This window comes from Agrobacterium vitis, from assembly GCF_014926405.1.
Taxonomy (GTDB): Bacteria; Pseudomonadota; Alphaproteobacteria; order Rhizobiales; family Rhizobiaceae; genus Allorhizobium; species Allorhizobium vitis_H.
Map to the genome: position 1 here is coordinate 2,388,701 of NZ_JACXXJ020000005.1, position 13,064 is coordinate 2,401,764.

The 13,064-nt window shown below is 58.4% G+C and carries 13 protein-coding genes; 10 read left to right on the forward strand and 3 right to left on the reverse strand.

The window, feature by feature from the left end:
* Positions 1-19: 19 nt before the first annotated feature.
* Positions 20-610, forward strand: coding sequence for a histidine phosphatase family protein (locus IEI95_RS22490; protein WP_174110352.1), 591 nt, complete (start codon positions 20-22; stop codon positions 608-610).
* A 10-nt stretch (positions 611-620) separates the two neighbouring features.
* Here the strand turns inward: IEI95_RS22490 and IEI95_RS22495 are convergent, their stop codons facing one another.
* Positions 621-881, reverse strand: coding sequence for a DUF1344 domain-containing protein (locus IEI95_RS22495; protein WP_060719096.1), 261 nt, complete (start codon positions 879-881; stop codon positions 621-623).
* A 717-nt stretch (positions 882-1,598) separates the two neighbouring features.
* On the opposite strand from IEI95_RS22495, the gene IEI95_RS22500 reads away from it, so the two are divergent.
* The 6 genes from IEI95_RS22500 (at position 1,599) to IEI95_RS22525 (ending at position 8,845) form a co-directional block, all read left to right on the forward strand.
* A complete protein-coding gene (locus tag IEI95_RS22500) occupies positions 1,599-4,724 on the forward strand; it encodes a bifunctional diguanylate cyclase/phosphodiesterase (RefSeq protein WP_234934254.1) in 3,126 nt (1,041 codons plus the stop codon).
* Positions 4,725-4,866: 142 nt separating this feature from the next.
* Positions 4,867-5,961, forward strand: coding sequence for a chorismate synthase (aroC, locus tag IEI95_RS22505; RefSeq protein WP_156531543.1), 1,095 nt, complete (start codon positions 4,867-4,869; stop codon positions 5,959-5,961).
* Positions 5,962-5,971: 10 nt separating this feature from the next.
* A complete protein-coding gene (gene ribB, locus IEI95_RS22510) occupies positions 5,972-7,072 on the forward strand; it encodes a 3,4-dihydroxy-2-butanone-4-phosphate synthase (RefSeq protein ID WP_015915142.1) in 1,101 nt (366 codons plus the stop codon).
* A gap of 89 nt (positions 7,073-7,161) precedes the next feature.
* Complete coding sequence (locus IEI95_RS22515) at positions 7,162-7,740, forward strand: nucleoside 2-deoxyribosyltransferase (RefSeq protein WP_156531542.1); 579 nt, start codon at positions 7,162-7,164, stop codon at positions 7,738-7,740.
* Positions 7,741-7,978: 238 nt separating this feature from the next.
* Entirely contained in the window at positions 7,979-8,284 is a 306-nt protein-coding gene (locus IEI95_RS22520) for a hypothetical protein (RefSeq protein WP_087727425.1), read from the forward strand.
* Between the two features lie 102 nt (positions 8,285-8,386).
* Positions 8,387-8,845 (forward strand): cupin domain-containing protein, encoded by a 459-nt coding sequence (locus tag IEI95_RS22525; protein WP_156531541.1) that lies wholly within the window; start codon positions 8,387-8,389, stop codon positions 8,843-8,845.
* Here the strand turns inward: IEI95_RS22525 and IEI95_RS22530 are convergent.
* The gene (locus IEI95_RS22530) at positions 8,835-10,028 is read right to left on the reverse strand and encodes a winged helix-turn-helix domain-containing protein (RefSeq protein ID WP_156531630.1); all 1,194 of its coding nucleotides are present in this window, start codon (positions 10,026-10,028) and stop codon (positions 8,835-8,837) included. The genes IEI95_RS22525 and IEI95_RS22530 overlap by 11 nt on opposite strands.
* Positions 10,029-10,088: 60 nt before the next feature.
* Positions 10,089-11,045 carry an agmatinase gene (gene speB, locus IEI95_RS22535; protein WP_194417055.1) on the reverse strand — a complete coding sequence of 319 codons (957 nt, stop codon included), beginning with the start codon at positions 11,043-11,045 and terminating at the stop codon, positions 10,089-10,091.
* A 136-nt stretch (positions 11,046-11,181) separates the two neighbouring features.
* Between speB and IEI95_RS22540 the strand changes: the two genes are divergently transcribed.
* The 3 genes from IEI95_RS22540 to IEI95_RS22550 are packed head-to-tail and all read left to right on the forward strand — an operon-like array spanning position 11,182 to position 13,053.
* Positions 11,182-11,862, forward strand: a complete 681-nt coding sequence (locus tag IEI95_RS22540; RefSeq protein WP_194417056.1) for an energy-coupling factor ABC transporter ATP-binding protein — start codon at positions 11,182-11,184, stop codon at positions 11,860-11,862.
* Entirely contained in the window at positions 11,856-12,476 is a 621-nt protein-coding gene (locus tag IEI95_RS22545; RefSeq protein ID WP_156531540.1) for an energy-coupling factor transporter transmembrane component T family protein, read from the forward strand. The genes IEI95_RS22540 and IEI95_RS22545 overlap by 7 nt, the downstream gene beginning before the upstream one ends.
* A 13-nt stretch (positions 12,477-12,489) precedes the next feature.
* Positions 12,490-13,053 carry a biotin transporter BioY gene (locus tag IEI95_RS22550; protein ID WP_156531539.1) on the forward strand — a complete coding sequence of 188 codons (564 nt, stop codon included), beginning with the start codon at positions 12,490-12,492 and terminating at the stop codon, positions 13,051-13,053.
* Positions 13,054-13,064 lie beyond the last annotated feature (11 nt).

A 13,064-nucleotide genomic window follows, 5' to 3' on the forward strand; every position in this document is an offset into this window, starting at 1 on the left:
CTTGAAAGGTTCGTCTGCCGTGCTGCTTTACGTCATTCGCCACGGACAGACGGACTGGAACGCCGAAGGTCGGTTTCAGGGCCAGACGGATATTCCGCTGAACGCCACGGGCCGTGGCCAGGCGATGCGCAATGGCGAAACCCTGCGCCATGTGCTGGGCGATACAGTCGATACATTCGACTTCGTCGCCTCCCCTCTTGGCCGCACCCGCGAGACCATGCAGCGGGTCCGCACCGAAATGGGTCTTGAACCCGAGCGTTACCGGCTCGACGACCGGTTGAAGGAAATCTGTTTTGGCGACTGGGAAGGTCATACAACCCGCGAATTGAAAGAGCTGTACCCAGAGCGGGTCAAACAGCGATCCCAGGGCAAATGGGACTTCATTGCTCCTGGCCAACGGGCTGAAAGCTATGAGATCCTGTCCTGGCGCACCGGTGCCTGGCTTGCCTCAGTCCGCCAGCCAACCGTGGCCGTGACCCATGGCGGCGTTATCCGCAGCCTGTTCCGGCTGATTGGCAATGTCGATGCCAACGAGGCCTGCGCCATGCCAATCCCCCAGGACAAAATTCTTCTGATCGACCTTGAAAACAATAGCCTGAATTGGCTTTGACAGATCGGCGTCAGTTCACGACCTGCAAATCGTCCACAACGCGCTTGCCATCGACCATGGTGTAATAAACCACAACCTTGACGCCGGTCGTCAGGCCGTCGAAATTGAATTCCGCTGGCACCGAATAGGTTTTGCCATCCTCCAGCGTCAGGGTCAGCTTTTCGGTGCTGATCGACTTGATGGTCGATTCCACGTCATCGCTTTGCGCAAGCGCACCCATTGGCGAAAACAGGCTGCCGGCCAGCAACAGCATAGCTATAAGGAAGCGCATGGTTTTTGCCCCTGCTTTCGGTCTAGAATCGTCACGTACTTGCAAATAAGCCTCCGAATGTGGCAGAATTTTCCCCTCGCCAGCACTTATCCCCTGCACTCATCAGGAGAGTCATTGAGGTGGCAGCTCGGATTCCGTTTTCGAATATCTCAAGACGTTGCCGCATTTGAGATATTCGAAAATCTTGTCAAGTGAGGACGCACGAGCATCTTCGATAACTTGGTATTAAAGCGTGGTGCGATATTCCAGGATAGCATCTCACGCCCAGATTTTTTATTTTACCGCAAAGCTCTACAGCATCGCGCAGAAAACTGGAATCCACTTTTCTTAAGGAAAATTCTACTGCATATTTTTTCCGAAAAGACAAACGGCAAACAACAGATCAAAAGCCATCCACAAAGGCGGATGCAAGCATTCCCACCACTGAACACAGCAGACTGTCCTGCACCAATGTTTCAGTCATGAACAGCACCATCCCCTCCCTCACGTTTTATTGACGATACCTTTTAAATCCCACTGATTTCAACTAATATAAATGCTAAATTAACAACCGTTACAATATCATATTACCTAAGATCAAAGCATAGCATCAGATGTTTCAGGCAGAATAAATGGCCGAGCACAACGTCTCTGCTGCATGTGAGATATCAGAAATTCTTATCAGCCGAAGATGTGTGAGCATCTTCGATGACTCGGTATAATGTGTATGGCAGGATAATGACAGAATTCGCAAATCCCGCCGATCTCCAAACACGCCGTTCCAGCAATGTGGCGATGGCGTTATTGGCCCTGGCGTTTGTCCTGCTGACAAGCCTGCTTGCCTATATCGGTTATCTCAATATCACCGACTACCGCAGCCAATTGCGCAGGCAAGTCCAAGCGGACCTGCAGCGGGTCAGCGGGATGATGACCCAAAGAACCGAGGAGAATTTCTTCGCGCTTCGGCATCTTGTCCATGCATTGTCACCGCTTGAAGGCGCATTGGCCTCGCCGCAAACGGAGGGGCTTGTTCGCGGTATTCTAAGGGAACGTCCGGAATTTCGAGCTTTGGTGCTGGCCCGCGGCACTGTCATAGAACAGGTGTGGACGCAGCAAGGGCTCTCCCCCAACAGCAATATGACGATCGGCCTGGATCCGGGCACGGATATGCAATTGCTGGATGACGGGCAATTGCAACTGGATCTCACCGCCGCCGATGTGACGCCCTCCCCTATCCATGTCCGTGCCATTCTGGATACCGCCAAATTCATCCAGTCCGCCATCGCCGATGGCGCCACCGCTCCGGTCGGCAACGGACCGGCCGTCGAGATTGCCGTCATGGTGCAGACCGCATCCGGTCCGCGCACTGTTTTTGGTAGCCCGTCGCTCGCGGCACAGGATTTGACCAGGCCGGATTTGGCCAAGCAGAACATGACCGGGGAAAACCCGGAAATACTGACCATGGCGCTTCAAGGCGGGACGCTGCAAGTGTATGGCCGCCCCCGGGCAGGCTGGCAGCAGAAACCGCAGGATCACAGTAATTTCGTCATGACGCTGGTTGCCGTGGATCTGGCTTTTGCAGCACCGCTCTGCGGCATAGCAATACTTTTCATCTCCCGCGCCAAACGCCGGCGCGCGCTCCAGCAGATGGAAGACAAGTACCGGGCCTTGACCCGGCGTTTCGAACTGGCAATGGACAGTTCCAATATCGGTATGTGGGAACTTGCAACCGGCAATCCGACCCTCCATCAAGACAGCCGTGCCGCACAATTGCATGGAGCAGGCAGCGGCGGCGATCTCGATCAGGACATGACCCGCTGGTTGGAAACCGTGCATCCGGAAGACCGCGCCAAGGCGCAAGCCCATGTTATGGCCTGCCAGCAAGGCGAAAACAGCCAGGATTACCGGGTCGTGCTGGAGAGCGGCGCGATCCGCACCTTGCGCTCCGTCGGCAGCCATGCGGATGCCTCCGGGCATAACCGTGTGACGGGTCTCGTCTGGGACATTACTGCCGATGTCGCCATGCAAAACGATCTACGGGCTGCCAAGGAGAGTTCCGACATCAAGAATGCGGAACTGGAACTGGCCCTGGACGAATTGTCCATCCGAGAGCAGCAGTTGGAAAGCCTGTCCTATCGGTTTGAACTGGCTCTGGATTCCTATGGCTGCGGCGTCTGGGAACATGATTTTTCCACAGGCCACACCGTCTGGGACGAACGCATGTGCCATCTCTACAATATTCCGGTCACCACCGGCCACATCTCCGACGCCCTGTGGTTGAGCAAGGTTCACAAAGACGATCATGAGATGTTGATGGAAGCCGCGCGCAACGCAGTAGAGCAACATACGCGCCTCAACACCAGCCAAAGGGTGCCGCTGGAAAAGGGCGGGACGCGCTGGGTGCGTTCCGTTGGCCAGGTGCATATTGACCGCAACGGACGCAAAAAGCTGATCGGCATCAGCTTCGATGTGACAGCTGATGTGCTGCTGACGGAAGAATTGCGCACGGCGAAGGCCGAGGCGGAAGCGCGCAATATCGAGCTTGAACTGACCAAGAACCGGATCGAATTCAATGCCTTGCATGATCCGCTGACCGGCCTTGCCAATCGTCGCAAGCTGGATATCGCCCTGGATAGCCTGACGCGGCAGTCCCAGGCAAACAGAAGCCGCTTCACCATTCTGCATCTCGATCTGGATCGGTTCAAGGAAATCAACGACACGCTGGGCCACGCCGCAGGCGATGCCATGCTGGTCAATGCGGCACGGGTTCTATCGCGCCACATGAACAGCGGCGATCTGGTGGCGCGGATTGGCGGGGACGAATTCGTGGTTTTGCTGCATGGACCAATCGATGCCAAGGCCGCCGCCGAGCTTGCCGAACGCATCATCCAGGACATCAACATACCCGTGGATTTCGAGGGCTTCATCTGTCGCTGCGGCGTTTCCATCGGCATTGCCGAGGCCAAGGGACTGCGAACCGATGCCCGAAAGATCCTGATCAATGCCGACCTGGCGCTCTATGAAGCCAAGCGGCAGGGTCGCAACTGTTTCCAATTCTTCACCGAAAATCTCCAGGCCAATATTGTCAGCTCGAAGCGTATCGCCGATGAATTGCTGCACGCTCTGGAAAATGACGAGATCACCGCCTGGTATCAGCCGCAATTCTGCGCCAACAGCATGGAACTGGTCGGCGCCGAGGCGCTGGTCCGCTGGCAGCATCCGACCCGCGGCATCCTGCCCAGCAATAGCTTCCTGAAAGTAGCGGAAGACCTGAATGTCATGGCACGTATCGACCAGATCGTGCTGGAACTGGCGCTGAAGGACAAGATGCGCTGGGCCGCCATGGGTGTGAAACTCCCCAAGATTTCCGTTAATGTCTCGTCCCGTCGGCTGCATGATGCCGGGCTGATCGAGACGCTGGAAGGCCTCAGCATTTCGCCCGGTGAAATTTCCTTCGAACTGGTCGAATCGATCTTTCTCGATGAAAGCGAGGATATTGCCACCACCAATATCGAGCGGATCAAAGCGCTGGGCATCGACATCGAAATCGACGATTTCGGCACTGGCCACACGTCGATCATCAGCCTTTTGAAACTGCAACCCAAGCGGCTGAAAATCGACCGGCAACTGGTGATGCCCCTGCTCAATTCCAGCCGGGAACGGGCCATGGTACGCTCGATCATCGACATTGCCCGTTCTCTGGGGGTGGCAACCGTGGCCGAAGGCGTCGAAAGCACCGCCCACGCACAGATCCTGCGCGAACTGGGTTGCGACCTTCTGCAAGGCTACGCTTTTGCAAAACCGCTGCCCTTCGAGGAGTTCGGCCGTTTCGCCTTGCAGACAGACCGTCAGATGGCATCATAAGCTCCAACTCACGCAAAGCTTTTCCGGTTTTTGCACCATTGCCGCAAAGAAAGCCTTTTCACGCTTGCGGCTTTTCTACTAAGAGTGGGGCCTTGTAAAAGGCAGGGCTTATCCCCTGGCAAAGCGGACCCGGTTTCAGCATATGTCGCATAATAGTTTCGGTCACCTTTTCCGTGTCACCACCTGGGGCGAAAGCCATGGTCCAGCCCTTGGCGCGGTGGTGGATGGTTGTCCCCCCGGCCTGAGGTTCACGCTCGAAGACCTGCAGGTCTGGCTCGACAAGCGCAAACCCGGCCAGTCGCGGTTCGTCACCCAGCGGCGCGAAGACGATCTGGTCAAAGTGCTCTCCGGCGTCATGCCGCAGGACGACGGCTCGATGATCACCACCGGCACACCGATTTCGTTGATGATCGACAATACTGACCAGCGATCCAAGGATTACGGCGAAATCGCTCAGCAATATCGCCCCGGCCATGCCGATTATACCTACGACCTGAAATATGGCATTCGAGATTATCGCGGTGGCGGACGCTCCTCGGCGCGCGAAACGGCAGCGCGGGTGGCAGCGGGCGGCATTGCCCGCCTGGTTCTGCCCGGCGTCACCATTCGCGGCGCGCTGGTACAGATCGGCACCCACAAGATCGATCGTGCCAATTGGGATTGGGCCGAGGTCGGCAATAATCCGTTCTTTGCACCGGACCCGAAGATCGTCCCCGTCTGGGAAGACTATCTCGATCAGATCCGCAAGCAGGGTTCCTCAGTGGGAGCCGTGGTGGAGGTGGTGGCCGAAGGCGTGCCGGCCGGGCTGGGCGCCCCGATCTATGCCAAGCTGGACCAGGATATTACCGCGCTGCTGATGTCGATCAATGCCGTCAAGGGTGTTGAAATCGGCAATGGCTTTGGTGCCGCCGAAATCACCGGCGAGGGAAATGCCGATCAGATGCGGATGGGCAATGACGGGCAGCCTATTTTCCTGTCCAACCATGCTGGCGGCATTCTCGGCGGAATTTCCACTGGCGAACCCATTGTGGCGCGGTTTGCCATCAAGCCGACCTCGTCCATCCTCACCGAGCGCCAGTCCATCGATTCGCAGGGCCGGAATGTCGATATTCGCACCAAGGGCCGCCACGACCCCTGCGTCGGCATCCGGGCCGTGCCGGTTGGCGAGGCGATGGTGGCGTGTGCGCTGGCGGATCATTATCTGCGCGACCGTGGCCAAACCGGTCGTTTGAAGTAAGGAAATCATCATGACCTATGAGCAGACCCGTGTCGTTGACGCTATCCGGGCTTTTGAAGCCGGTGAAATCGTCATTGTCACCGATGACGACGACCGCGAGAACGAAGGTGACCTGATCGTTGCCGCCGTACATTGCACGTCGGAGAAAATGGCCTTCATCATCCGCCATACGTCAGGCATCGTCTGCACCCCAATGCCGAAGGAGGAAGCCAAGCGGCTGAACCTGTCGGCCATGGTCGCCGAAAACGACAGCGCCCATACGACAGCCTTTACGGTCAGCGTCGATTTCAAGCATGGCACCACGACCGGCATATCCTCTGATGACCGGACGCTCACAGTTCGCAATCTCGCCAATCCCAATGTCGGTCCCGCCGATTTCGTCCGCCCCGGCCATATTTTCCCGCTGGTGGCGCGCGAAGGTGGCGTGTTGATGCGGTCAGGCCATACGGAAGCAGCTGTCGATCTCTGCCGGCTGGCCAACCTGCCGCCGATCGGCGTGATCTCGGAAATGGTCAATGACGACGGCACGGTGATGCGCGGCCCGCAGGTCTCGGCCTTTGCCGAAAAGCACAAGCTGAAACAGATCTCGGTCGCCGACCTGATTGCCTATCGCCAGCGCAAGGAAACCCTGATCCAGCTGATGTCGACCTTCGAGATCCAGACGGCTTATGGCCCGGCCAAGGCCCATGCCTATTCCCTACCCTGGGATCCGATGCAGCATCTGGCGGTGGTGTTCGGTGACATCCGCGACGGCGTCGATATTCCGGTACGCCTGCATCTGGAAAATGTCGGTGCCGATGTGTTCGGCGGTGCCCGCCAGATCGATAGCATGCTGAAACGGATCGCAGAAAAAGGCCGCGGCATTATCGTTTATCTGCGCGAAGGCTCCGTCGGCGTCGGCGCCTCCACGACGGCCAGGGGAGGCATGCATGACCGCGAGGCCCATCAGGAAGCCCAGACGCGCGAAAGCGAATGGCTGGAAATCGGCCTCGGCGCCCAGATCCTGAAAGATCTCGGCGTCACCTCGATCCGGCTGATGGCCTCGCGTGAACGCCATTACGTCGGCCTGGAGGGCTTTGGCATCAAGATTTCGGAAACCGAGATCGCCTGAAGCCTGGCCATACCCATGATTATACGCGCATCATAAGGTCTCGCAGGGCAAGGTTGCGCGGAGAAATGAGTTTTTCAGGAACCCAATCCATGTCACTGAAGCTTTATCTCGCCGGTCCCGAAGTGTTTCTCGCTGATGCCCGCGAGGTGCTCGATGCCAAGGCGACGATGACACGGGTCTATGGGTTCGAGCCGATCTGCCCCGGTGATATTTCCATTGAGCCGGCCCCGACCTTGCATGCGTTCGGGTTGAAAATCAGTGCCGTCGATGAGGATATGATGAACCGGGCCGATGGGGTGATCGCCAATCTCACTCCGTTTCGTGGCATTGCCGCCGATCCCGGCACGGCTTTCGAGCTGGGCTATATGTGCGCGCAGGGCAAGCTCGTCGCTGCCTATACCAATATCATCGACAATCACTATGCCCGCACCGCCGGATTTTATCAGGGCAAGGTGACGCTCGGTCCTGATCAGCGCAAGCGCGGGCCGGATGGTCTGTCATTGGAGGATTTCGATATGATCGAAAATCTTATGCTGCATGGCGGGATCGAACGTCGTGGCGGGCCGATTTTTACCCATCAGGCGCAAGCCGATCAGCTCTATAGCGACCTGACGGCTTTCGAGCTTTGCCTGAAGGCATTGTCGGCGAAGCTTCCCACCGTAGTATAGTTCAAGTCTTGCAGGTCTCGAGCGCCTAATAGTTGTATAATTCGAATTGATCTTTACAAATTCTAACAAAACTGTCGGGAAATTCGTATTTTCTTCAGTAGAAAATGTTGATAAAACTAGATCTAGTGCAAATGCCTACCGGCTCCACAATTTCTCGAAAAAACCGGATCTGACGCAAGCCTCGCGCAAGCTTCGTTCGTTAATAAAGGGTTAACGAAGCGAACAGAAAGGGCCTGCGATGAGGATCGACAGCAGCCTTGGCAATTCACAGTATCAGAGCCGCTACATTCATGGCGCGTCCAGCGTCGAAGATGTTGCCGTAGAGTCTGCGACCACGCCCCGCTCGCGCTCTGCCGGTGGAAATTCCACCAGCACGCTATTGTCTGCCTCCCTGGCCAACGCGCTCTGGAGCCTGGATTCGACCAAGAAAACAGCTGGTGTGAAAACCGGCGCCTCGGCGGCCATCGACGAGGCAAAAGCAGCATCTCCGATCCAGCAGATCGAAGCGCATTATCTGGAATATATGGATACGGACGAGGAGTAGCCACGGCTTTGCCATGGCTATGCGAAAGAAGGGTGTGTGGCGGCACACCCTTTTTTGCGTTATCTCTCGGTATGGAACAACTGATAAACGGTTGAGGAAACCATGCCTGTTATCAAAGCTGAAAACGCCGCCTTGGATATTGGCACCGCCGAGGGCATCAACGCTGAACTTGGCCCCTACAGTGCACGGCGCTTAAGCGATGCGGGCGGCCTGACACAATTCGGCGCGCTCCTTGAAACATTGCCGCCCGGCTCCCGTTCGTCTCACAAACACTGGCATGAGCAGGAAGATGAGTTCATCTATATGCTCACGGGGACTGCCACCTTGCTGGAAGGTGACACAATTACAGAGATGACGCCGGGCGATGCCGCAACCTTCAAGGCGGGCGTTCCCCTCAGCCACTGCCTGGAAAACCGCTCCAATACGGATTGCGTCTATCTGGTGGTCGGCACCCGCTCTCCCGATGAGATTGTCCATTATGCCGATAAGGACATGATGATGACCAAGGTGAATTTTGTGAAGATCCTCACGGATCGCGCCGGCAAGCCGCTCAAGGACTGAGCCAACCCTCCCCGTAGCTCACCGTCTCCACCCCGGTAAAGCGGGCAAGCCGGGTCAATTCCTGGTCAAGCTTTTCCAACCGTCCGGTCGAGGGCCTGATGCCCGGCTCCAGCCATAACCGCTTCACGTCCAGTGTACCGGCCTTGCGGTTGGCTTTCATATCGATCCGGCCAATCAGCCGGTCACTTTCCAGCAGCGGAAAGACATAATAGCCATATTGCCGTTTCGGCTCCGGCACGAACACCTCGATCCGGTAGAAGAAGCCGAACAGGCGCTCGGTACGGGCGCGGTCGCGGATCAGCGGATCGAAGGGACTGAGCACCCGGATGCGGGCGCGCGGCTCTGGCGGAGTGGTCAGTGTTTCCAGCCGATCCGCCAGCGCGAAGGAAGGGCGCGGCTTTCCACCATCGGCAGGGGCAATCTCGATCTCCTCAAGCTCAGCGCGATGGGTTTCCAGCCAGAGTTTTGCCTCCTGCGGGCTGACCAGATTCCAGAAGGCGGCGATTTCACCTGACGTGGCAAAGCCCAGCCGGATCAGCGCTTCGCGGCAGGCCCAATCAATGAACGCGTCATGCGTCACCTCGGCCTGCAAATGGTCGGGAAGAATGCAGCGCTCCGTCAGATCGTAGATCTTCTGAAAATTGTCCCGGCCGGAAATCGATAGCTTGCCGGTGCGCCACAGAAATTCCAGCGCGGTTTTCGACGGATGCCAGTTCCACCAGCCGCCGGATTTATGGTCGCCTTCCTTCATGTCCCGCGACAAGGCCGGGCCGCCCTCGGTAATCCGCCGGTGGGTTTCCTCGAAAGCCGCCTCGAAGCCCGGCTCGCGCCAACTGCGCCAACGCTCCAGAATCCGGCTTTCCTCGCGCCGGAACCGGTGTTTCCAATAGGGGAAAAAAGCGGAAGGCAGGATTGAGGCATCATGGGTCCAATGCTCGAACAGCAGCCGGTCCTGCTCCAGCAATGCCGTCAGATCTTCGCGCCGGTAGGTCTGATTGCGCGAAAACAGGATCTGGTGATGCGCCCGCTCCACCGTGCCGATACTATCCACCTGCACGAAACCGAGATCGGTAATCAGTGCCAGCAGGCCCTGGCGGTTCAACGCTCGCCCCGGTGGCCGGGAAAGCCCCTGCCGCTCCAAAAAAATCCGCCGTGCTGTCCTGTTGTCTATCCCTATCGCCATGGGGTGACGATAGGGCATGTTCTCTTTTTGTTCAAGATGGTTTTCTCTTGAAAAGTGCTTTCAACGCCGATCCGCCACCACTTTCGCCATGATGCAGAGCAGTTCAAACATCATGGTAGCACCGGCCAGCGCCGTCATACCGCCGACATCGAAGGGTGGCGCGACTTCCACCACATCGGCACCGACAATATTGACGCCCTCCAGCAGCCGCACCATGGCCTGCACTTCGCGGGTCAGGAAGCCGCCGATTTCCGGCGTGCCGGTTCCAGGCGCCATCGATGGGTCAATGCAGTCGATATCGAAGCTGACATAGGTCGGGCCATCACCGGCAATGGCGCGGGCTTCCGCCATCACGTCTGCCACGCTGCGGGCGACGAATTCCTCCATATAAATAATACGGATGCCCTGGTCCTTGGCCCATTGATGCTCGTCAACTTCGTAATTGGAGCTGCGAATGCCGATCTGCACCATGCGTTTCGGATCGAGCAGGCCCTCCTCAATGGCACGGCGAAAGGGCGTGCCGTGGGTAAAGCGCTGGCCGCCGAAATAGCTGTCATTGGTATCGGAATGGGCATCGAAATGAATGAGCCCGACTGGCTGAGATTTCGCCACCGCCCGTAGCACCGGCAGTGTCGTCAAATGATCGCCCCCGGCGCAGAGCGGCAGCGCACCGGCAGCGACAACTGCCGCCACGCCGTCTTCTATCTGTTGAAGCGCCAGCATCAGGTCTATGGGGTTGACGGTCACATCCCCCACATCGGCAATATTGGCAAGGCTGAACGGCTCGATTTTTGAGACATGATGCACCCGGCGCATCAGGCTGGATTGGTTGCGCACCTCGCGCGGCCCATGGCGGGCACCGGCCCGGTTGGTGGTGCCGCCATCCCAGGGAATGCCGATCAGCGCGATATCAAGCCCTTCAGCCGAGGTCACGGCAGGCAGCCGCATGAAGGTGGCATGTCCGGCAAAACGCGGCACTTCAGCGGCATCGACAGGCTGATGAAAGGATGAGGTCACGGGCGGGTCCTTCGGGAATGGGTCGGATAACCCATCCGATCAAATCGCAAGGCGGCTGTAAATGGGAAAAACCCGGATTTGCCTTTGCCGTTCTGCGGGCTATAGAACAGGGCAGCAATGATAGGGTATCGACATCGTGCAGATCCATTTCGATCAGGCCAGCGCCAGTTTCGACGGCCATGTGGCGCTCGAACCGCTGACCATCACCGTCGGCGAACAGCGGATCGGGGTCATCGGCCTGAATGGATCAGGCAAATCCACCTTTGCCCGGCTGATCAATGGGTTGGTCAAGCCGAGTGCTGGCCATGTGACACTGGATGGGCTGGACACGGTAAAAGACGCCAAGGCCGTGCAGGCACGCACCGGCTTCATCTTCCAGAACCCGGCCAATCAGATCATCCTGCCGCTGATCGGTGAGGATATTGCCATGGGGCCAAAGGCACGTGGGCTGAAAGGCAAGGCACTGGACGAGGCCGTGGACAGCGTTGCGGCAAGGCTCGGCATAACCCATCTGCTGCGCCGCCGCCCGCATGAACTCTCCGGCGGTGAGCTGCAATTGGCAGCGCTGGCCGCCGTTCTGGTCACCCGGCCCGGTCTGGTGATTTTCGATGAACCGACCAACCAGCTCGATTTGAAAAACCGGGCGCTGGTGGCTGGCACCATCGAGGCGCTGGAGGAACAGGCGCTGGTGATCAGCCACGACCTCGACCTGATCGCCGGGTTTTCGCGGGTGCTGGTGTTTCACCGCGCCAAGCTTGCCTTTGATGGTCCGGCCAGCGACGCCATTGCCCGCTACCGCGAGATCGCCGCATGTTGAACAGCCTGCATGTCGAGGGCGATAGCTGGCTGCACCGGATGCCGGTCGGGGCGAAACTGGCCATCCTGCTGGTGTTCGGCCTTGGCCTTGCCTTCAGCCTGTCCATGCCGCTCCAGGCCACAGCAGCCTGTGCCACCGGCGCGCTTTATTTCAGCCTGGGGCTTGACGTGCGGGCGGCCTTGCGGCGCATCCGCCCGATGCTGATCAGCATTGCCGCGCTTGGCCTGTTCAACATCTATGCGCTGGATCTTATCACCTCGGCAACGCTGACGCTGCGGCTGCTCGCCATCCTGTTTCTCGCCTCAGCTATTACAGCAACAACCTCGCTTGGTGCCTTCATGGAGACGCTTGACCGGCTGCTGGCCCCGCTCGACCGGCTGGGATTGGTCCGGGCCGCCGATATCAGCCTGGCGCTGGGGCTGACCCTGCGCTTCGTGCCTGACATCGCAGATCGATATGAGGCGCTGAAGGCCGCGCATCAGGCCCGCGGCATTCCCGTGCGGCTGCACCGGATGCTGGGGCCGCTGTTTATTCTGGCACTGAAAGAGGCCGATTCTATCGCCGAGGCCATTGACGCCCGCGGCATTCGCCGTCACGAAAAGAGAACTGACTGATGAGGAGATCACCATGACCACGCGAGACCTGGTTCTGATTGCGCTGTTTGCCGCCATCGTTGTTGTCCTCGGGCTTATTCCGCCCGTGCCGCTCGGCTTCATTCCGGTGCCGATCACCGCCCAGTCGATGGGCGTGATGCTGGCCGGCTGCATTCTCGGCGCCAAGCGCGGGGCCTTGGCCTATGCGCTGGTCGTGCTGCTGGTCGCCATGGGCCTGCCGGTGCTGTCGGGCGGTCACGGCGGCCTGAACGCGCTGTTTGGTGCCACCGGCGGCTATATTTTCGGTTGGGTTCTCGGCGCTTTCGTCACCGGCCTTGCCGCTGAACGCTTTGCCCGCGCCTCCTCCACCGCCAGCGGCCAGACAATCGGCTTCTTTGCCGCCAGCATCCTCGGCGGCATCGGCGTGGTCTATGCCTGCGGCATGCCCTGGTGGAGCTTTGTGGCCGGCACCCCGATCGACAAGGTGTTGATCGGCTCGCTGGCCTTCCTGCCCGGCGACCTGATCAAGGCCGCCATCGCAGCACTCGCCGCCCGCGCCGTGATGGTCGGCTATCCGCTATTGCCGAAGCGGGTGTAAACGTCTGTCAT